Origin of the sequence: Nocardia sp. NPDC050435 (assembly GCF_040655395.1) — a bacterium.
Lineage (GTDB): Bacteria > Actinomycetota > Actinomycetes > Mycobacteriales > Mycobacteriaceae > Nocardia.
Genome location: NZ_JBFAJW010000003.1, coordinates 29,327 through 50,014, shown reverse-complemented (window position 1 = coordinate 50,014; position 20,688 = coordinate 29,327). Strand labels below are relative to the sequence as shown.

The 20,688-nt window shown below is 69.5% G+C and carries 17 protein-coding genes; 12 read left to right on the top strand and 5 right to left on the bottom strand.

Annotated features, from left to right (window positions below):
• Window positions 1-3 precede the first annotated feature (3 nt).
• The 7 genes from AB0I43_RS08630 (at window position 4) to AB0I43_RS08600 (ending at window position 8,267) form a co-directional block, all read left to right on the top strand.
• The gene (locus AB0I43_RS08630) at window positions 4-1,158 is read left to right on the top strand and encodes a serine hydrolase domain-containing protein (RefSeq protein WP_356976951.1); all 1,155 of its coding nucleotides are present in this window, start codon (window positions 4-6) and stop codon (window positions 1,156-1,158) included.
• Entirely contained in the window at window positions 1,155-2,195 is a 1,041-nt protein-coding gene (locus tag AB0I43_RS08625) for an NAD(P)-dependent alcohol dehydrogenase (protein ID WP_356976952.1), read from the top strand. Before AB0I43_RS08630 ends, AB0I43_RS08625 begins: the two co-directional genes overlap by 4 nt.
• 16 nt (window positions 2,196-2,211) lie before the next feature.
• On the top strand, window positions 2,212-3,870 hold the full coding sequence (locus AB0I43_RS08620) for a class I adenylate-forming enzyme family protein (protein WP_356976953.1): 1,659 nt from the start codon (window positions 2,212-2,214) through the stop codon (window positions 3,868-3,870).
• A 6-nt stretch (window positions 3,871-3,876) separates the two neighbouring features.
• Complete coding sequence (locus AB0I43_RS08615; protein WP_356976954.1) at window positions 3,877-5,619, top strand: amidohydrolase family protein; 1,743 nt, start codon at window positions 3,877-3,879, stop codon at window positions 5,617-5,619.
• Window positions 5,620-5,714: 95 nt separating this feature from the next.
• Complete coding sequence (locus tag AB0I43_RS08610) at window positions 5,715-6,632, top strand: alpha/beta hydrolase (protein ID WP_356976956.1); 918 nt, start codon at window positions 5,715-5,717, stop codon at window positions 6,630-6,632.
• Between the two features lie 25 nt (window positions 6,633-6,657).
• Window positions 6,658-7,632 (top strand): DoxX family membrane protein, encoded by a 975-nt coding sequence (locus tag AB0I43_RS08605; protein ID WP_356976958.1) that lies wholly within the window; start codon window positions 6,658-6,660, stop codon window positions 7,630-7,632.
• Window positions 7,633-7,679: 47 nt separating this feature from the next.
• On the top strand, window positions 7,680-8,267 hold the full coding sequence (locus AB0I43_RS08600; protein WP_356976960.1) for a helix-turn-helix domain-containing protein: 588 nt from the start codon (window positions 7,680-7,682) through the stop codon (window positions 8,265-8,267).
• On the opposite strand, the gene AB0I43_RS08595 is transcribed toward AB0I43_RS08600, so the two are convergent.
• Entirely contained in the window at window positions 8,264-9,559 is a 1,296-nt protein-coding gene (locus AB0I43_RS08595) for a cytochrome P450 (RefSeq protein ID WP_356976962.1), read from the bottom strand. The genes AB0I43_RS08600 and AB0I43_RS08595 overlap by 4 nt on opposite strands.
• A 247-nt stretch (window positions 9,560-9,806) precedes the next feature.
• Between AB0I43_RS08595 and ctaD the strand changes: the two genes are divergently transcribed.
• The 3 genes from ctaD to AB0I43_RS08580 all read left to right on the top strand — a co-directional run bounded on the left by ctaD (window position 9,807) and on the right by AB0I43_RS08580 (window position 12,467).
• Window positions 9,807-11,567, top strand: a complete 1,761-nt coding sequence (ctaD, locus tag AB0I43_RS08590) for a cytochrome c oxidase subunit I (protein ID WP_356976964.1) — start codon at window positions 9,807-9,809, stop codon at window positions 11,565-11,567.
• Between the two features lie 162 nt (window positions 11,568-11,729).
• The gene (locus AB0I43_RS08585; protein ID WP_356976966.1) at window positions 11,730-11,933 is read left to right on the top strand and encodes a hypothetical protein; all 204 of its coding nucleotides are present in this window, start codon (window positions 11,730-11,732) and stop codon (window positions 11,931-11,933) included.
• A gap of 75 nt (window positions 11,934-12,008) precedes the next feature.
• The gene (locus tag AB0I43_RS08580; protein WP_356976968.1) at window positions 12,009-12,467 is read left to right on the top strand and encodes a DUF2231 domain-containing protein; all 459 of its coding nucleotides are present in this window, start codon (window positions 12,009-12,011) and stop codon (window positions 12,465-12,467) included.
• On the opposite strand, the gene AB0I43_RS08575 is transcribed toward AB0I43_RS08580, so the two are convergent.
• Window positions 12,455-13,246, bottom strand: coding sequence for a 3-oxo-5-alpha-steroid 4-dehydrogenase (locus tag AB0I43_RS08575; protein WP_356976969.1), 792 nt, complete (start codon window positions 13,244-13,246; stop codon window positions 12,455-12,457). The two genes, AB0I43_RS08580 and AB0I43_RS08575, sit on opposite strands and share 13 nt — an antisense overlap.
• 93 nt (window positions 13,247-13,339) lie before the next feature.
• Between AB0I43_RS08575 and AB0I43_RS08570 the strand changes: the two genes are divergently transcribed.
• Together AB0I43_RS08570 and AB0I43_RS08565 are read left to right on the top strand one after the other, a co-directional pair.
• Window positions 13,340-14,152 carry a nuclear transport factor 2 family protein gene (locus AB0I43_RS08570; RefSeq protein WP_356976971.1) on the top strand — a complete coding sequence of 271 codons (813 nt, stop codon included), beginning with the start codon at window positions 13,340-13,342 and terminating at the stop codon, window positions 14,150-14,152.
• Between the two features lie 70 nt (window positions 14,153-14,222).
• The gene (locus AB0I43_RS08565) at window positions 14,223-14,825 is read left to right on the top strand and encodes a hypothetical protein (RefSeq protein ID WP_356976972.1); all 603 of its coding nucleotides are present in this window, start codon (window positions 14,223-14,225) and stop codon (window positions 14,823-14,825) included.
• A 29-nt stretch (window positions 14,826-14,854) separates the two neighbouring features.
• On the opposite strand, the gene AB0I43_RS08560 is transcribed toward AB0I43_RS08565, so the two are convergent.
• The 3 genes from AB0I43_RS08560 to AB0I43_RS08550 are packed head-to-tail and all read right to left on the bottom strand — an operon-like array spanning window position 14,855 to window position 20,537.
• Window positions 14,855-16,753, bottom strand: coding sequence for an alkyl sulfatase dimerization domain-containing protein (locus AB0I43_RS08560; protein WP_356976974.1), 1,899 nt, complete (start codon window positions 16,751-16,753; stop codon window positions 14,855-14,857).
• Complete coding sequence (locus tag AB0I43_RS08555; RefSeq protein ID WP_356976976.1) at window positions 16,750-17,403, bottom strand: DUF3159 domain-containing protein; 654 nt, start codon at window positions 17,401-17,403, stop codon at window positions 16,750-16,752. The genes AB0I43_RS08560 and AB0I43_RS08555 overlap by 4 nt, the downstream gene beginning before the upstream one ends.
• A gap of 38 nt (window positions 17,404-17,441) precedes the next feature.
• On the bottom strand, window positions 17,442-20,537 hold the full coding sequence (locus tag AB0I43_RS08550) for an RND family transporter (protein WP_356976978.1): 3,096 nt from the start codon (window positions 20,535-20,537) through the stop codon (window positions 17,442-17,444).
• Between the last annotated feature and the right edge of the window lie 151 nt (window positions 20,538-20,688).

Sequence of the window (20,688 nt, the reverse complement as noted above, 5' to 3'; positions counted from 1 at the left end):
CCCATGACATCGACCACCGCCACCGTCGCGGGCAGTTGCACCGAGCAATTCGGCGGCCTGCGCGCGGAATTGGCGAATCAGCTGGCCTCCGGCGCGGAGCTGGGCGCGTCCGTCGCCGTGGTGCTCGACGGCGAGCCCGTCGTCGACCTGTGGGGCGGGCACCTCGACCAGGAACGCACCCGGCCCTGGGAGTCCGGCACCCTCGTCAACGTCTTCTCGATCACCAAGACGATGACGGCGCTGTCCGCGCTGCTGCTGGTCGAACGCGGCGAACTGGACGTCTACCAGAAGGTGGCACACTACTGGCCCGAGTTCGGCGCGAACGGCAAGGGCGACATCGAGATTCGGCACCTGCTCGGGCACACCTCGGGGGTCTCGGGGTGGCAGCCGCCGATCGAGGTGCCCGACCTCTACGACGCCGAGGCCGCGGCCGCGCGCTTGGCCGCGCAGCCGCCGTGGTGGGAACCGGGCACCGCCTCGGCCTACCACTGCCTGAACTACGGGCACCTCATCGGCGCCGTGGTGCGGCGCATCACCGGTCGCACGCTCGGCGCCTTCTTCGCCGAGGAACTGGCCGGGCCGCTCGGCGCGGACTTCCACATCGGAACCGGCCCGGCGCACCGCGACCGGATCGCGCCGCTGATCCCGCCGCCCGCACCGGATTTCGACATGTCGCTGCTGGATCAGGACAGCATCCTGTTCAAAACGCTGGCCAGCCCCCTGCTGGATGTCGCGATGACCGCTACCCCGGGCTGGCAGGAGGCCGAGATCGGCGCGGTGAACGGGCACGGCAACGCGCGCTCGGTCGCGCGGCTGCAATCGCTGATCTCCGCCGGCGGCAGCCTGGCGGGCCGGGAGTTCCTGTCCGGCAAGACCATCGATCTGATCTTCGAGCAGCAGTCCGACGGCGTCGACCAGGCACTGCTGGTGCCGCTGCGCTTCGGCATCGGCTACGGGCTGCCGCAGCGGCAGACCGCGCCCGAGGTGCCGGAGGGCCGGGTCTGCTGGTGGTCGGGCTACGGCGGCTCGATCGTCGTCAACGACCTGGACCGGCGCATGACCTTCGCCTACACCATGAACAAGATGGAGCCGGGCATCATCGGCTCGGCGCGCGCGGACGCGTATCTGCGCGCGGCGTACGCGGCGGTGCGCGGATGAGAGCCCTGCAACTGACCGGGCCGGGCACGCTGGAGCTGCGCGAAGTACCGGTCCCCGAGATCGGGCGCACGGATCTGCTGCTGAAGGTCGGCGCGGCCGGTATCTGCCATTCCGACCTGCACGTGCTGCATCTGCCCTTCCAGTTGCGCGCGGACCCGCTCACCCTCGGCCACGAGATCGCCGGCAGCATCGAGGCGGTCGGGGCCGAGGTCGAGGGGCGCACGGTCGGCGAGCGCGGGCTGGTCTACCTGTGCTGGTCCTGCGGCAGCTGCCGGGAATGCGTGAGCGGCAACGAGAACGTCTGCCTGGCCGCGGGCCGGGTGGCGATGCCGCCGTGCCCGGGGCTGGGCCCGGACGGCGGGATGGCCGAATACATCCGGATTCCGGCGAGTTCGTTCGTGCCGATCGGCGACCTGGATTTCCTGCAGGCCGCGCCGCTGGCCGACGCCGCGCTGTCCAGCTATCACGCGATCGAGGGCGCACGCGACCGGCTGCGGCCAGGGTCGACGGCCGTCGTGATCGGCGTGGGCGGCCTGGGGCACGTGGCCGTGCAGATCCTCGCGGCGACCACGGCCACCCGGGTGATCGCCGTCGACGTCACCGCGGAGAAGCTGGAGCTGGCCGCGCGCTGCGGCGCTGCCGAGGGGCTGCTGTGCGAAACCGGCACGGCGAAGGCGATTCTGGACCGTACCGACGGTCGAGGCGCCGATGCCGTATTCGATTTCGTCGGTATCGACCGGACCGCCACGCTGGCCGTCGAAGCGGTGGCGCCCAACGGCGCCTACCGGATGATCGGGCTCGGCGGCGGCGCACCGGAACTCACCGCCGGACCGGCCGGCGGACCCGGCTGGCCGTGGGGCGCCTCGGTCCGAAAGTCCTACGGCGGCACCAAATCCGATCTGATCAACTCCGTCGCGCTGGCGCGGTCCGGCCGGATCCGCGTCGAAGTCGAGCGTTTCGACCTGGCCGACGGCCGCGCGGCACTGGATCTGCTGGACCAGGGCCGGATTCGCGGCCGCGCCGTGCTGGTCCCCTAGTTACGAGGAAAGTTTCATGACCGAATCTGTTGACCTGCAAGCGCTGGCGGCGCAGGTCGCCGGACGCCTGACCGGCCCCGGGGGCCCGTTCGAAATCACCGTCGAGGACGTGCTCGGCGCGAAGATCCCGGTGCTCAAGCACCGCGGGAAGTCGCTGGCCGAGGTGCTCGCCGCGTCCGCGGCCCTGGGTGATCGCGAGTACCTGGTCACCGCCCAGCGCCGGATGAGTTATGCCGAGCACCATGCCGAAGCCGTCGCGCTGGCCTGGGCGCTGCGCGAACGCTACGGCGTCGGCCAGGGCGACCGGGTCGGCATCCTGGCCGCGAACACCATCGAGTGGGTGGTGTCCTTCTGGGCGACCCAGCTGCTCGGCGCCATCGCCGTCGGCTACAACGCCTGGTGGACCCCCCGGGAGATCGCCTACGGGCTCGAGCACACCACGCCCGCGGTGCTGATCGTCGACGCCAAGCGGGCCGAACGGCTGGCCGGGCTGGACCACGGCGTCCCGGTGCTGACCATGTCCGCGGACCTGCCCGGCCTGATCGCCGAGTTCGCCGGGAACGCGGCCGCGCCGCAGGTGCCGGTGGACGAGGACGACCCGGCGGTCATCCTCTACACCAGCGGCACCAGCGGGCGCCCCAAGGGCGCGGTGCACTCGCAGCGAAACCTGTTGTCGGTCATCGACTATCACCGCTTCAACGACGCCATGGCGGCGGGTTTCGCCGGTGGCGTGGACGACGGCTCCCCCAAGGGCCGCCGGTTCCTGATCACCTCGCCGCTGTTCCACATCGCGAGCCTGCACAACCTGGTGCTGCCGCGCCTGGTCACCGGCGACACCTGCGTGATCTACGAGGGCGCCTTCGACGCCGACCGGGTGCTGCGCCTGATCGAGGCCGAGCGCGTCACCAACTGGGGCGCCATGCCGACCATGGCCACCCGCCTGCTGGAAGTCGATCTCGCGAACTACGACCTGTCCACCCTGGCCGCGTTCTCGCTGAACTCCGCGCCGTCCTCGGCGGCGTTACAGCACAAGCTGCGCCGGGAGCTGCCGGTGGCCCGGACCGCCCTGGTCACCAGCTACGGCATGACCGAATGCTCGACCGCCGCGACGATCGCCGCGCCGCAGGAACTGGCCGCCTTCCCGGACACCGTGGGCCGGCCCGTCATCGGGGTGAGCCTGGAGATCCGGGATGCCGCGGGCGAACCCGTCGCCGAGGGCGTCGAGGGCGAGATCTGCGTGCGCAGCCAGTACGTGATGCTCGGCTACTGGAACGACGAGCGGGCCACCGCGGCCGCCATCACCCCGGACCGCTGGCTGCGCACCGGCGACATCGGCGTGCTCGAACAGGGCCGGCTCCGATTGTCGGGCCGCCGTTCGGATCTCATCCTGCGCGGCGGGGAGAACGTCTACCCGACCGAGGTCGAACAGGCCCTGGACGAGCATCCCGCGGTGCGCGAGAGCGCCGTGCTCGGTGTGCCCGACGACGACCTCGGACAGCAGGTCGCGGCGCTGGTGGTCGTCGAAAACCTCGACGCCGCAACCGAACAGGAACTGAGCGCGTTCGTCGGCGAACGGCTCGCGTACTACAAGGTGCCCGCCCGCTGGCGGTTCACCACCACCCCGCTGCCCCGCAACGCCACCGGCAAGGTCGTGCGCAGCGGTCTCGAAGTGTGAGAAGCCATGTACGACACCATCGTCAAGGGCGGCCGCTGGTTCGACGGAACCGGCGCGCCCGCCGCCGTACGCCACCTGGGCATCCGGGACGGCCGGATCGCCGCGGTCTCGCCCGAGCCGCTCGACGAGCGGGACTGCCCCGAGGTCCTCGACGCCGCCGGTAAGTGGGTGCTGCCCGGCATGATCGACATCCACACCCACTACGACGTGGAGGTGCTGACCAGCCCGGCCCTGGCCGAGTCGGTGCGCCACGGCATCACCACCGTGTTCCTCGGCTCCTGCTCGCTGTCCACGGTGCACGTCGACGCCACCGCGGCCGGCGACCTGTTCGGGCGGGTGGAGGCGATCCCGCGCAAGCACGTGATCGAGGCGGTCGGCGCGGCCAAGACCTGGTCCAGCGCGGCCGATTACGTCCGCGCGCTGGAGGCGCTGCCGCTGGGGCCGAATCTGGCGGCGTTCATCGGCCACTCCGATATCCGGGCCGCGCAGCTGGGTCTGGATCGCGCCACCCGCGCCGATGTCCGGCCCACCGCAACGGAATTGGCGGCCATGGCGGACAAGCTCACCGAGGCGCTGGACGCCGGGTTCCTCGGCATGTCCTCCCAGCAGCTGATGTTCGACAAGGTGGACGGCGAGCTGTGCCGCTCCCGCACACTGCCGTCCACGTTCGCGACCACCCGGGAACGGCGCCGGCTCAACGCGATCCTGCGGCGGCGCGGCCGCGCCCTGCAGGGCGGGCCCGACGTGGCCAAGCCGCAGAGTCTGGTCGCGATGGCCGCGAGCAGCCTCGGCTGGTTCCGTCGCCCGCTCAAGGTGAGCTTGCTCTCGGCCGCCGACATCAAGGCCATTCCGGCGGTGGCGCAGATCTTTCCGCTGATCGCGAAGGTGATCAACGGCCTGGGCGGCGACTTCCGCTGGCAGCACCTGCCGGTGCCGTTCGAGGTCTACTCCGACGGCATCGACCTGCCGGTATTCGAGGAATTCGGTTCCGGCGCGGCCGCGCTGCACCTGGCCGACCAGCTCGACGCGCGCCGGGAACTGCTGCGGGACGAGGCTTATCGCCGCCGATTCCGCAAGGACTACGACAAGAAGTTCGGCCCGCGGGTCTGGCATCGCGACTTCTTCGACGCCGAGATCGTCGAGTGCCCGGACCCGGAGGTGCTGGGCAAGACCTTCGGCCAGGTCGGGCTGGACCGCGGCGGCCTGCACCCGGTGGACGCCTTCCTGGATCTCGTGGTCGAGCACGGCGCGAAAGTGCGCTGGCACACCACCATCTCGAATCACCGTCCGGCGGTGCTGGACCGCTTCGCGGCCGATCCCGGTGTGCAACTGGGCTTCTCCGACGCCGGGGCCCATCTGCGCAATATGGCCTTCTACAACTTCGGCCTGCGGCTGCTGGGCCGGGTGCACCGGGCCGAGCGGGCGGGGGCCCCGTTCCTGAGCATGGAGCGCGCCGTGCACCGCCTCACCGGCGAGCTCGCCGACTGGTACGGCCTGGACGCCGGGCACCTGCGGCTCGGTGACCGCGCCGATCTGGTGGTGCTGGATCCCGCCCGGCTCGAGGACGCGGTGGAAGGATACGCGGAAGCGCCCATCCCCGAGTACGACAATCTGTCCCGCATGGTCAACCGCAACGACGCCCTCGTCAGCGCGGTGCTGATCAACGGCCGGTACGTCTTCGGCGGCGGCGCCGCGGCGAACGTGCTCGGCCGGGAGCGCACCGGGCGCTTCCTGCGGGCAGGCGCCTGACCGGGCGTCGCGATACCCGGGTCGCCGGACCCCGGATCGGTTTACCGTGGACTACAGGGCGGGGCGCACTGGCCTCCCGATCGCAAGGAGGCGATGTGGCCACTTTCGCGCACCACGGACGCACCGTGGTCTACGACCACGCCGGGGACGGTCCACCGATCGTGCTGCTGCACAATGCCGGGGCCTCGCGCCGCATCTGGGACGGCCAGTTCGCCGAACTGCGGCGCGCGCACGAGGTTTTCGCGCTCGACCTGCCCGGATACGGTGAATCCCAGCGGCCCGCCACCGGGTATCGGCTGGTCGACTACGTGCGGATGCTGGACGCCTTTCTCACCGCGCACCGCCTCACCGACGCGGTGCTGGTCGGCAACTGCCTCGGCAGCGCGATCTCGCTGAGCTACGCCATCACCCATCCCACCCGCATGCCGCGGGCCCTGGTGCTGGTCAACCCGCTCACCTGGAACACCGTCTACCGGGGCAAACAGGCACCGCTGGCCTGGCTGTCGGCCAAGTTGCCGCTGGCGCCGCTGGCACAGCGGCTGGCGCTGCCCGACGCGGTCGCCGGGCTGATCGTGGCCAATCAGCTCGGCGCGCGCGGCCGTGCCGCGAAGTTGCAGGACTCGACCGTGCTGAAGGGCCCGTGGGGCGACACCGGCCGGCTGGGCGCGCTGGACCGGCTGGTCCAGGATTTCCCGGCGTTCCGCGCGCTCGACGCCTTCACCCCCGGCCCGGGCTTCGCGCCGATCTGCACCATCTGGGGCGCGCAGAACCGGATCCTGTCCGCGGCCGCCGGAGCGGCCCTGGACGCGGCCACCCTGCACCCGCACACCAGCGTGGTGCTCGAGGACTGCGGGCACCTGCCGATGCTGGAAGATCCGGTCGCGGTGACCACCACAATCAACGATTTTCTCGCCCGGTTACCGGCGGCTTCGGAGTCGGCCCAGGTAGAAGCCGTGTCGACGCTAGTTGATCTTGGTGTTTGGCGGGAGAATGCGCGGGAACCCGACCACTAAGCCACCGAGGAAAGGGTTGCCCGTTATGTTGCTGCGCCGACTTGCCCGACCACTACTCGCGACTACGTTCATCGTCGACGGAGTAGACACGCTGATCCATCCGGAGCCCCGGGCGAAGACGGCCGCCACGCTCGTACAGCGCGGTGAACGTTCGCTGCCGGACAAATACTCGGCGAAACTTCCGGCCGACCCGGGCACGCTCGTGCGTGCCAACGCGTTCGCCCAGGTCTCGGCGGGTGTCCTGCTGGCCCTGGGCAAGGCGCCGCGCCTGGCGTCGCTGGTGCTTGCCGCCACCGTGGTCCCGGCCACGGTCACCGAGCAGAACTTCTGGGACGAGGAAGATCCGGACCGCAAGGCCGCCAAGCGCGCCGCCTTCCTCAAGGACGTCAGCCTGCTGGGCGGCCTGATGATCGCCGCCGCCGACACTGCGGGCAAGCCGTCACTGGGCTGGCGTGGCCGTAAGGCCGCGGCCGCGGCCGCGGCGGCGCTGCCGTTCAGCGGTTCCTCCGATTCGCAGACCGGCGAGGTGCTGCGGGAGCGGGCGCACGACGCCGCGGTGCGGGCGCAGAAGCTCGGCGGTGTCGCCGCGGCGAAGGGGTCCGAGCTCGCCGAGACGGCGCAGCATCGCGGCGCCGAACTCGCCGACGTGGCCCGGCACCGCGCGCCCGAGCTGGCCGCGACCGCCAAGGAGCACGGCGCCGACTGGGCCGAGTACGCCAAGGAGCACGGCGGCGAATGGGCGGAGATCGCCAAGAAGCGCGGCGCCGTCTTCGCCGAGATCGCCCGCGAGCGCGCGGCGGAGCTGGCCGAGCTGGCCCGGCAGCGCAGCGCCGAATTGGCCGAGGCCGCACAGAAACACAGCGCGGAGCTCGCCGACACCGCGCGCGAACGCGGCCCCGAGCTCGCCGCGACCGCGCGCGAACGCGGTGCGCACCTCGCCGAAGCCGCCCGGGAGAAGGCCGAAGCGGCCCGCGAGCGCGCCGAAGCGCGGCGGCATTGATCGGACGGCCCGAACCGCGGCGGTTCGCCGCGGTTTAGGCTGGTCTCATGGCTGCGAGCGAAGACCACGTCGTCGGTGCCCGCGAACGGATCCTGTCCTCGGCCTACGAACTGTTCACGCGGCGCGGCATTCGTGATGTCGGCGTCGACGAGGTCATCGCTCGCGCCGGGATCGCCAAAGCCACGCTCTACCGGCACTTCCGGACCAAGGACGACTTGGTGCTGGCCGTGCTGGAGCGCCGCGAGAAGTTGTGGACCTTCGGCTTCCTGCAGCGCCAGTCCCAGCTGCGCGGCGGCAACGCCGAACAGCGGTTGCTGGCCATCTTCGACGTCTTCGACGAGTGGTTCACCACCGACGGGTTCGAGACCTGCACGTTCATCAACGTGCTGCTGGAAATGGGCGCCGAGCACAGCACCGGCCGGGCCAGCATCGGCCACCTGGCCACCATCCGTGACCTGGTGCGCGGCCGCGCCGAGGAAGCCGGTTTCGCCGATCCGGACGATTTCGCCCGCTCCTGGCATCTGCTCATGAAGGGCTCGATCGTCTCGGCCGCCGAGGGTGATCGGCAGGCCGCGCGCCGCGCCCGAAAGCTGGGCGCGGCGCTGATCGAACGGTCGCGGGTCGCCTCGGCCTAGCTCGCCGCGGCCCGGGCCACCGCGCCCGTGGTGACCGGAATCGCCTGGTATCCGCGAAGATTCAATAAACCGCGGTGTCGCGGCGTGCCGTCGACGCGCAGATCCGGGAACCGCTCGTAGAGCGCCTGCAGCGCGATCACCCCTTCCATCCGGGCCAGGCTGGCCCCGAGACAGGCGTGCACGCCGCTGCTGAACGACAGGTGCTCGCGGGCGTTCGCCCGGGTGACATCGAAGGCGTCGGGACGGTCGAACACGCGGGGATCGCGGTTGGCCGCGCCCAGCAGCAGCGCCACCATCTCCCCCTTGGCGATCCGCACGCCGTTGATCTCGATGTCGCGCAAGGCCGTTCGCGCCGTCATCTGCACGGGGCTGTCGTAGCGCAGAATCTCCTCGACCGCCGCGGGCCAGCGGGCGGGCTCGGCGCGCAGCAGCGCCAGTTGCTCGGGGTGCCGGTCCAGTGCCATCACCCCGTTGCCGATCAGATTCACCGTCGTCTCGAAGCCCGCGCCCGCGATAAGCGCCGCGCTGTACAGCAATTCGGTGTCGGTGAGCTGTCCGCCGGTGGCCAGCTCGCTGAGGATGTTGTCGCCCGGGTCGGCGCGCAGTGCCGCGATGTGCTCGATCAGGTAGTCCTGCGCCTCCCGCAGCGCCGCGGTCGCGTCGCGGAATGCCGGCCAGGAGATGCCGATATCGAGCAGCGGCGACCCGGCGTGGCCGGCCGCGAGCAGGTCGTCGCGTTTCTCGGCCGGGATGCCGAGAATCTCGGAGATGATCGCGATCGGCAGCAGCAGCGCGAAATCATTGATCAGATCCGGCTTTTCCCGTGTTGCCAGCTCGTCGAGCAGTTCTCCGGTGACCTCGCCGATGCGCTCGCGCAAGCGCGCGACCGCGCGCGGGGTGAACGCCTGGGCGACGAGCTTGCGGTAGCGGGTGTGCTCGGGCGGGTCGACCATCAGCATGGCCGGCGGTTCCACCGGGCTGGCCACCTTCAGATCGGTCGCCCGGATCAGCCGCTGGAACGGCGCGGGCACGTCGATGCCGTCCGGGGTGGTGACCCCGAAATCTTTGTGTCGCAGGATGGTCCGGCAGATCTCGTGATCGGCCGAGACGTAGGCCTTGGGCACCGAGAGCAACCGGCCGCGGGCCCGGATCCGCGCCCCGAACGGGTACGGATTCTCCCGCGCGGCCGGGTCGGTCAGGAACTGGGCCAGCGGATTTCCGCGCCGGGCCTGCCGTCGTAGCGCGAGGGCGGGCACGCCGTTGATCACCACCCACCGGATCCATGTCTTCACTCTCGGTCCCCACCTGTCGCCGCGGCGCGCCGTTCGCTCGACGCGAATCCCACGCTACGAGCCGGGCCGATTCGCCACATCACACCACGGTCGGAGATCTGCCGCGCCCGGCCAGCGCTGGTCGCCCGGTAATCCCCTGTGTTCGGAGCAATACGGCATGTCGGTGATCGATAAGGCGCATAATCCCCGTCAAGGCTGGTCGGCGGCAGGGAAGGTGGCGACCACCGTGAACGAGCGAAGCGTAGCCATGACACTGACGCAACTGCGAGCCGTCCGGCCGTACCCGCGACGGATCGGGCCGAAGGGCTCGTACCTGTGGAAGATGATCACCACCACCGATCCCAAGGTGCTCGGGGTCATGTACCTGACCACCGCGATGAGCTTCTTCTTCCTCGGCGGCTTGATGGCGCTGCTGATGCGTGCCGAATTAGCCCGTCCCGGTATGCAATTCCTGTCCACCGAGCAGTTCAACCAGCTGTTCACCATGCACGGCACGATCATGCTGCTGTTCTATGCGACCCCGATCCTGTTCGGCTTCGCGAACGCGGTGCTGCCGCTGCAGATCGGCGCGCCCGATGTCGCCTTCCCGCGCCTGAACGCCTTCAGCTACTGGCTGTATCTCTTCGGCGCGACCATGGCCACCGCCGGCTTCCTCACCCCCGGCGGCCCGGCCGACTTCGGCTGGACCGGGTACACCCCGCTCAGCGACATCCAGCACGCGCCCGGCGTCGGCGGAGACCTGTGGATCATGGGCCTGGTGGTCTCCGGCGTCGGCACCATCCTCGGCGGCGTCAACATGATCACCACGGTGATCTGCCTGCGCGCGCCCGGCATGACCATGTTCCGGATGCCGATCTTCACCTGGAACATCCTGGTGACGAGTGTGCTTGTGCTGCTCGCTTTTCCGATCCTCACCGCGGCGCTGATGGGGTTGTTCGCCGACCGGCACCTGGGCGCGCACATCTACGATCCGGCGACCGGTGGAATCCTGCTGTGGCAGCACCTGTTCTGGTTCTTCGGCCACCCGGAGGTCTATATCGTGGCGTTGCCGTTCTTCGGCATCGTCACCGAGATCTTCCCGGTGTTCAGCCGCAAACCGCTGTTCGGTTACAGCACACTGGTTTACGCCACACTGGCCATCGGCGGGCTCTCGGTGGCGGTATGGGCGCATCACATGTACGCGACGGGAGCCGTTCTGCTGCCGTTCTTCTCGATGATGACCTTCTTGATCGCGGTGCCCACCGGCGTGAAATTCTTCAACTGGATCTGCACCATGTGGCGCGGGCAGCTCACCTTCGAATCACCCATGTTGTTCGCGCTCGGGTTCCTGGTCACGTTCCTGTTCGGCGGGCTGTCGGGCGTCATCCTGGCCTCGCCGCCGCTGGACTTCCACGTCACCGACTCGTACTTCGTGGTCGCGCACTTCCACTACGTCCTCTTCGGCACCATCGTGTTCGCCACCTTCGCCGGGATCTACTTCTGGTTCCCGAAGATGACCGGCCGGATGCTCGACGAACGGCTCGGCAAACTGCACTTCTGGGCCACTTTCCTGGGCTTTCACACCACCTTCCTGGTGCAGCACTGGCTCGGCAACGAGGGCATGCCGCGCCGCTACGCCGACTACCTCCCCGGCGACGGCTTCACCACGCTGAACACGATCTCCACCATCGGCGCGTTCCTGCTGGGCGCGTCGATGCTCCCGTTCATCTGGAACGTCTTCAAGAGCTTCCGCTACGGCGAGGTCGCGACCGTGGACGATCCGTGGGGGTACGGGAACTCGCTGGAATGGGCGACCACCTGCCCGCCGCCGCGGCACAACTTCTACGAGCTGCCGCGCATCAGATCGGAGCGCCCCGCGTTCGAATTGCACTACCCGCATATGATCGAGCGCAACCGTGCCGAATCCGCCGTCGGCTGGGGCTCCAAACGGGCGCATCGGGTCAGCGAACCCGCGTCCAGCTCAGAAGAAGCCGGTCAACCGGATCAATCCGAAACCAAGGAGCCGTGATTCGGTCTCGACCGGCTCCAGCTCGCGGCCACCGTGGCCGCGAGAGACAGTATGTGTCGCTGTGGCTATGCCATGCCCGCGACCGGATTCCCCTAGCGGAGTAGCTCGCTACCCCTACGCGCCTATTACCTGAGCGTCTTTCTTCACCTGAGTAATCAGATTGTGAGTACCTCTGTGGATCTCGACCATCGCGGGCACGACCGCGATCACGACCTCGTCCTCGTTCGGCAACTCTCCGATCCGACACTGCGCCGCCTCATCGGCGCCTCCGTCGGGCTCTCCGAAGAATCCATCGACCTGCTCACCAAGGTCAGCGAGCGCATGCGCGCCGCCGAAGGCGCGCTACCCGATCCCGCGATGAACTGAAACGGCGACGGGCGGAATCGCTCCCGGTGGCGGCCGGATCGGCGATACTGGGGCCGAACCGAGCCGGGAGTGCCCATGTCGACGATCAACGGTCTGCCCGCCCACGTGCTGCTGGTGCACGTCGTAGTCGTGTTCGTGCCGCTGACCGCGCTCACGCTGGTGCTGTGCGCGGTCTGGCCGGCCGCCCGGCGGCGACTGATCTGGCCGGCGGTGGCGCTGGCCGCCCTCACCACCGCGCTCACACCGGTGACGATCTCGGCCGGGCAGAGCTTCGCGCGGCGGTTCGGCCCGAGCGAGGCGCTGCGGACCCACACCGAACTGGGCGAGACCATGAACTACTTCGCGGTGCCGCTGCTGCTCGTGGCCGCCGCGCTGCTCGTGCTGCACCGCCGCGAGCAGCGCGATCGGCCGCTGGCCCGCGCGCTGGTCTGGGTGATCGCGGTGCTCACCATCGCGGCGAGCGCCGCGGCCACCGTGCAGACCTTCCGCGTGGGCGATTCCGGCTCGCGCGCCGTCTGGGGTCAGATGACGTAGGGGATCAGCGCTTTGCGATCGGCCGGGTAGTCGGCGAACTTCTCCCGGTACCACCTGTGCGTCGCGAAGGCGCGCGGTACCAGGTTGCCCGCGGTGATCAAGAAGATCACGACGCCGGCCAGATTCCAGGTGAGCAGGGCGAAACCGGCCCAGGCGAGCAGCTCACCCAGGTAGGCGGGACTGGTCACGAAGCGGAAGCCGCCGCCGAAGGGGATCTTGTACTCGGTGGCGCCGGGGTCGGCCTTGTCCCGCAGGTTGCGCACGATCCACTCCGAGCGCACCAGCAGGGCGAAGCCGGCCAGGTAGATCACCAGACCGCCGAGGAAGCGCGGATCGGTCAGCCACTCGGTGCCGTACTGATTCAGGTAGTCGTGGCTGAAGAACGAGCCGTTCAGGTAGCCGTGCAGGGTGGTGACGAACATGCCCGCCGCCATCACGGAGACGTTGAAGCTGCTGCGCTTGCCGGGTACCTGCCGGATCGAGAGCGGGAAGAACCAGCCGCGATTTCCGTAGTGCAGCAACCAGATCGCCGCCAGCACCAGCGGCACCGGCTCGAACCGGTCCGGGCCGCTCAGGTAGAACACCGCGAACACCACCGTCGCGGGAATCTCCATCAGCCACCAGCCCAGCTTCGGGTTCAGGTTGAACCCGACCTTCGTGGAGGCGAACCGGCCGTACGGACTCTGCGCGAACATGCCTCCCACCAGCACGAAGGCCGCGAAGGCGAAGGCCACCGTCAAGACGGTGTCATAGGTGGTGTTGCCGGTGTACCAGTCCATCGAAATCCTTGAAAAGTGAAACCCTGGGCCGCTGAATTAGAACATGTTCTACCATGGTGCGCAGCCCTGGACCACGACCGCGGAGGAACCGCCATGCCGCTGAACCCGACCGCCGAGGCACTGCTCACGGCGGTGCTCGCCTCACCGCGAGCCGTTGCCGCGCACGACAAGTCCGCCTGGGTGGGGTTGTTCGCGGCGGACGCCGAAGTCAACGATCCGGTCGGCTCGCGGCCGCATATCGGGCCTGCGGCCATCGACCGCTTCTACGACACGTTCATCGGGCCCAACGGGATCGCCTTCGACGTCGCCCGCGACCTGGTCGCCGAGCGCACCGTGGTGCGCGACCTGCACATCGAGACCACCATGTCCACCGGGGCCCGGGTCCGGGTGCCGATGCACCTGCGCTACCAGCTCGCCGAGATCGACGGAGCCTGGAAAATCGTTCGGCTGGCGGCACATTGGGAGTTCGCCGCCATGGTCACCCAGCTGATGCTGCGCACCGGCCTGGCCGGGCTCGCCGCCGCGATCAAACTCGGCCCGCAACTTATCGCGAACCAGGGCTTCGGCGGGATGCTCGGCCTGCTGCGCGCACTGCGGGGCGTCGGCCGCGGCGGCAAAAAGGCAGTGCACCAGCTGTTTTCGGCTGCCGCCGAGACCGACATCGAACGCGTCCGCGCCCTGCTCGCCGACAACACCGTCCTGCGGCTCCCCGCGGACGTCCCGGTCTCGGTCGAGGAATTCACCAACCGGGCCCGGAACATGCACTGGGACAAACTGATCGCCGCAGGCCGCACCGTCACGGCCTCGGTCCGCCTCGGCGCGGCCCAGGGCGTCGCGTTCGTCGAGTTCGCCGCGGACACGCGCCGGATCACCGGGGTGACGATCTACCTCGACGACGGCAACTGACGACGGACCCGGCGGCCGCGACTACCGCGATTCCGCTGCCCGGGCGGCGCGCAGGGGCGATGCTGAAGTGATGAAGATCTACGCCGACCGCTCGTGGGTCGCCGTGCGCCAGATCGTCACGGATCTGCTGGTCGTGGGCTGGGTGTATGCCAGTGTCCGGGTGGCGATGTGGATTCACGATCTGGTGCAGAAGCTGGCGGTGCCCGGGCAGAAGCTGGAGAGCGCCGGCAACGGCATGGCCGACAACCTCGGCACCGTGGGCGACAAGGTGGACCGGGTGCCCGTAGTCGGCGACGATCTGACCACCCCGTTCGACAAAGCCGCCGCGGCCGCCCGGTCGATCGCCGAGGCCGGGCAGGATCAACAGGGCCTCGTCGACGACCTGGCCCTGGCCATGGCCATCGGCTTCCTGATCTTCCCGCTGGGGCTGGTGCTGTTCGTCTGGCTGCCCCGCCGGGTGCGCTGGATGCGCCGGGCGCGCGCGGCCGCGCGGCTGCGCGCCGATCCCGCCGGCCGCGACCTGCTCGCGTTGCGGGCCTTGGCCAACCAGCCGCTGCGCGCGTTGAACCGGGTCGACCCGGAGGTCGTGGACGCCTGGCGGCGCGGTGACGACGCGACCGTGCGCGCCCTGGCCGCGCTGGAGTTGCGCGGGCTCGGGCTGCGCGGCGGCTGACCTCCAGGTCAGCCGCCGCCCGGATCCGGTCAGGGGGTGACGATGGCGAAGCCCGGGTCCGGTTCGTCGAAGACCGCGGCCAGGCGGGCGAAGCTCTGGGCGTCGCCGTCGATGCTGATGTCACCGGACTTCACCGCGGCCTCCAGATCCTGTCCCGCGAGCAGCACACCGATCAGAGTGGGCCGGGTAAGGGTGAAGGTCGCGTCCGCGGGCGGCAGCCGATCACCGTCGCGACGGTCGTAGTGGACCAGCACCCCGTTGCGGAGTTCGAGGCGGTGCAAACGATTCTCATCGGTGAAATGCCAGTCACTGATGGCTTTCTCGTGCCAGGCCTTGGCGCCGTCGACCCGCAGGGCGAGCGCGTCGAAGACCTGCTCGACGGTGAGGGCCGCCAGCATCGAGGGTGAGCTCGTCTGGGTGGGCGTGCCGATGTTGCCGTTGCGCAACTCGTAGGCGCCCATCAGATAGAAATTGCGCCAGGTCGCGTTCTCCGCACCGTAGCCGAGTTGCTCCAATGTGCTGGCCTGCAACGTCTTCGCGGCCTCGTTGTCCGGGTCGGCGAAGATCACGTAGTTGACGACCTGCACGACCCACCGGTAATCGCCGTTGTCGTAGGCGACGCGGGCCTTGCGCAGCACCTCCTCGGCACCGCCCATGAATTCGACGTGCCGCCGGGCGGATTCGACCGGCGGATGTTCCCACAGGTGCGCGGGATTGCCATCGAACCAGCCCATATAGCGCTGGTAGATGGCCTTGACATTGTGCGAGACCGAGCCGTAGTAGCCGCGGCCGCTCCATGCCTTGTCGATCGCGGGCGGCAATTCGATCATCTCGGCGATCTCCGCGCCGACGTAGCCCTGGTTGAGCCGTCGCAGCGTCTGATCGTTCAGGTACGCGTACAGATCGCGCTGAATGGACAGGTATTCGACCAGCCGTTCGGTCCCCCAGGTCGGCCAGTGGTGCGAGGCGAAGACGACCTCGGCGTCGTAGGCGAACAGGTTGATCGACTCGGTGAGGTACTTCGCCCACACGTGCGGATCTCGCACCAGCGCACCGCGCAAGGTGAGCAGATTGTGCAGCGTATGCGTCGCGTTCTCGGCCATGCACAGCGCACGCAGGTCGGGGAAGTAGAAGTTCATCTCCGCGGGAGCTTCGGTGCCGGGCGTGATCTGGAAGACGATGCGCACACCGTCGACGGTTTCCTCCTGCCCGGTATGGGTGATGTCGAGCGTCGGCGCGATGAGCGTGACGGTGCCGATCGACGCGGTCTGCCCGAGCCCCGACCCGACCTGTCCCTGCGGTCCACGTGGCAGCACCGCGCCGTACATATAGGCCGCGCGGCGGGCCATCGCGGTTCCGGCGTAGACGTTCTCGGCGACGGCGTGCTCGAGCAGACCCGCCGGAGCCAGCACCGGGCAGCGCCCCGCCTCGACCTCCGCCACGCTGGTGACGCCCATCGCTCCGCCGAAGTGGTCGACATGGGAGTGGGTGTAGATCAGGCCGGTCACCGGCCGGTCGCCGCGCTGCGCTCGGTAGAGTTCCAGTCCGGCGCGGGCGGTTTCGGCCGAGATCAGCGGATCGATGACGATCACGCCGGAGTCGCCCTCGATCAACGTCATGTTGGACAGATCCAGGCCGCGGATCTGGTAGACGCCGGGGCGGACCTCGAAGAGCCCCTGGCGGATATTGAGCCCGCACTGCCGCCACAGGCTGGGATTGACGGTGGCCGGGCAGGTTCCGTGCAGAAATCCATAGGAATCGTTGTCCCACACGACATTTCCATCGGCATCGTGTACAACGCCGGGTTCCAGCGCCGCGACGAAACCGCGATCGGCATCGGCCTGATCGCCGGTATCGGCGAAGGGCAACTCGGCGGCGACCCGCTGCTGCTGGTCGAAAATGTAGCTACTGGCTTCGCTCGCGGTCATCGTGCACCTTCCGGTTCGGTTGACGGACTTCGCGTGTGCAGGGAACGCCGGACCCACAGCCAGGTCACGGCCAGCATGACGACCAGGGCCGGCTTGCCCAGGACCAGCGCGACCGACCCGAGCAGCACCACCTCGTCCGCGGCGTACAGCGGCACCATCAGCACCAGGTGCACCGCCCAGAAGACGAACCAGGCCAGCGTCACGCGGCGGTGCAGTCGCCGCCGCGCGGCGGGGTCGGCCGATTCGGCGGGTTCGAGGCCGATACGCCGGCAGATCCAGTGACTCAGGGGTCGCCCGGTGAGCAGGGTGAGCCCGAACGCGGCCGCGCACACGGCGCAGATCAGCAGGTCGGGCAGATAGAACCCGCGACCTTCGCCGGTGATCCCGACGAAGAGCGAGAAGACCACCACCAGGGCGACCGAGACCGCGACGACCTTGACCGAATCACCATGCAGCAAACGATAGGCGCCGATGCCGACGGCGACCGCCAGCGCGATCAGGACGCCGATCTTGGCGTTCCACGCCGAGTAGCCGATGAGGAACCCGACTGCGGGGGCGGCACCGTCGACCAGGTGCTGCGGCCCGCCCAGTGCGGTGAACTTCCCCCACATCTCGGCCGCGGTCGATCGCCGAGGCTCCACAGAACCCATTGCCACCACCTGTCGCCGAATCGCTGGGGAACATGTAGCTACTCTTTGGCAACTGCCATGGTGCCATGTCCCGCGCCGATTGGCGCGGACCCCGCCGAATCCCTGCCCAACCGGCTCGGCCACCAGTTCCAGCGCCCGACCAGCAGTGCCAGCGCCGGGATCATGACGGTGCGCACGACCAGGGTGTCCAGCAGCAGCCCGACCGCGATGGTGAAACCGATCTGGGCGATATTGGTGATGTCGGAGAACATCAGCGCGAACATGGTGATCGCGAAAACGATTCCGGCCGTGGTGATCACGCCGCCGGTCCGGGTCACCGCCCGGCTGACGGCCGCGCGCAGCCCCGCCCCGGGATCGGCGCGCAATTCGTCCCGCACCCGCGACATCAGCAGCAGGTTGTAGTCGGCGCCCACGGCGGTCAGGGCGATGAACGACATCGACGGCACGGCCCAGTGCAGCGGTTTGTCCAGCAGGTGCTGCCACAGCAGCGCACCGAGTCCGAGCGCCGCCAGATACGACAGCAGCACCGAGCCGAAGACGTACAGCGGCGCGACCAGGCTGCGCAGCGTGACCGCCAGTACCAGCAGGATCAGCACCGACGCCGCGGCGACGATGGTCGCCAGATCGCGGAACGCCAGCGCCCGCAGATCGACGTAGGCGGCCGACAGGCCGCTGGCGTCGATCCGCGCCCCCGCCAGGGCCGTTCGCCCGGCCGCCGCGCGGGCGGCGTCGGTCACCTGACCCACCAGGGCCATGCCCTCGCTGCTGAACGCGTTCGCGGTGCCGAAGACCATGAGCCGGGCGGTGCGCCCGTCCGGCGAGAGGTAGTACCGGGCCGCGGTGACCAGATCCTGGTTCGTCATCGCGACCTCGGGGAGGTTGAATCCGCCCGCGGCCGGCGCGATCGTCTCGTTCTGCCGCAGCCCGTCCAGGTAGTAGACGGCCTGACCGAGGCCGGCGGGCAGATCGTCGTAGACCTTGGTCATCTGCCCGACGCCGTCGCGGGCCTGCCCGGCGCCGACGGCCAAGGCGTCCGCGCCGGTGCGCGCCTGCCCGATGCCGGAGCCGAGCGCGGTGAGGCCCTGCTGCAACCGGGTCTGCCCGTCGAGCAACGCGGTCGAGCCCGTCTGCGCCGTCCGCAGGCCCGCCGTCAGCTGACCGATCCCCGAGGCGAGCTGCGCGTTGCCGTCGGCGAGCGCGTGCACGCCCTCGCGCAGGCGGCTCAGCGAACCGACCGCCGCGCCGGCCGAGCTGCTGTCGAAGGCCGACAGCGCGGTCATAGCGGCGGCGCACAGCGGCGTCGCCGCGCAATTCGGGTCGGCGGCCACGAGCGCGCGCAGCCCGTCGATGGCGGCCGCGGGCGCCTGGACCGGAGCCAGTTCGGTGTCGACCCGGGCGGCGAGTTCGGCGCTGCCCGTGCGCAGCCGCTCGGCTCCCGCGTCGAGCTGGGTGGCGCCGGCGAGCAGCTGGTCCAGACCGCCGACCAGGGTGCGCGAACCGTCGACGAGCTGGGTGGAGCCCTGGCGGGCCTGCGCGGAACCGTCGGCGAGATCACCCATTCCGGCCGACAGCGCCTGCGCGCCGTCGGTCAGCTGATTCATGCCGCCGGCGAGCTGCGCCACCTGCGGCCGCGCGGCGGAGAGCTGGGCGGCGGCACCGCCGAGCTGATCGCTCACCATGCCGATCTGGCGGTTGACCGAGGCCTCCGCGATCGGCGTGCCCATCGGCCGGGTGATGGACCGGACGGACTCCACGCCCGGCAGCCGCGCGATCTCGGTGCCGAGCGTCTCCAGCGCGGCGTAGTCGCGGGCGGTGCGCATGTCGTGATCGGAGCGGATCAGCAGGTAGATCGGCAGGAGTTCGTTGGCGGGGAAATGTGCCGCGGCAGCGGCATATCCACGATTGCTGGGTGTGTCGGCGGGCTGGGTGGCGCGTTCGTCGTAACTGATGACCAGCGAGGGCAGCACCGCGGCCAGGACCGCGGTCGCCGCCAGTGCGGCAGCCAGCATGCGAACCGGATGCCCGGCGATGGCGGCGGCCAAGCGCTTCCAATAGCCGAGTGCCGGTTGACCGACCGGCTCGGCCAGCCCCCGGTCGGCGGCGATCATCAGCAACGCGGGCGCCAGCGTCATCGCCGCGAGCACGGTGACCAGAACGCCGATCGCACAGGGGATTCCGATGGTGCGGAACACGCCGATCCGGGTGAACACCATGACCGCGCAGGTGAGGACGACGATGAGACCGGACGCGAGGATGACCGGGATGATCCGGCGATAGGCGATCCGATACGCCTGCTCCGGCGGCAGCCCGCCGCGGCGCCCCTCGTGATAGCGGCTGATCAGGAAGATCGCGTAGTCAGTGCTCGCACCCAGGATCATCGCCGCCAGCAGCGCCACCGTGAAGATCGAGGTCGGCAGGCCGAAGCCCCCGAACATCGATACCACCGGCCGCGCGGCGCCCAGTGAGAGTCCGATCGTGAGCAGGGCCACCATGACGGTGGACAGCGACCGGTAGGTCACCATGAGCAGCACCGAGATCAGCGCGACGGTCAGCAGCGTGATGACGGCCAGCGCCTGGTGGATGCCCTCGAGTTCGTCGGCGAAAGTCGGACTGGGGCCGGTGATGTCGGCCGTCAGGCCGGGCGGGGTGGGCACCTCCGCCACCTTGGCGCGCACCGCGTCGATCGAGCGCGACGCCTGGGTGGTCCCGGTGTCGCCGACCAAACGGATCGGGACGTACACGGCCTTCTTGTCGGCGCTGACGACCGTGCCGGCGGTGGCCTCGGTGGCCCACAGATCCATCACCGCCTCGACGTGCTCGCGGTCGGCGCTCAGGGCGGCGACGACGCGGTCGGAGTAGGCGCGGTCCTCCGCGCCCAGCGGATCGGCACGCGTGAGCACCAGATAGGCGGTGCCCGAACTGGTGGACTCGCCGAACTGGACGCCCATCTCGCGCAGCACCCGGGTGGCGGGCGTGTCCTGCGGGACCATGGTGGTGGAGTTGTCGAAGACCGTCGACTCCAGTTGCGGCACAGCGAGATTGAGTGCGCCGGTAACCAGCAGCCAGACGGCTGCCACCAGGTAGCGGTATCTCCGCACCAGCGAGCCGAGCTGGTCGATTCGGTTGGCTCGCATCCAGAACCTTCTATCTTCCGAGCATTGCATACGCCGATGATCAAGCGCGACTGCGGTTTACGGACAAATTGGACATACGGGCGACTACGGCGGCTTCGCTTCGCCCGGGCCTCCGACCGCCCCGGCGAGCCACTCGGCACACCGGCGGAAG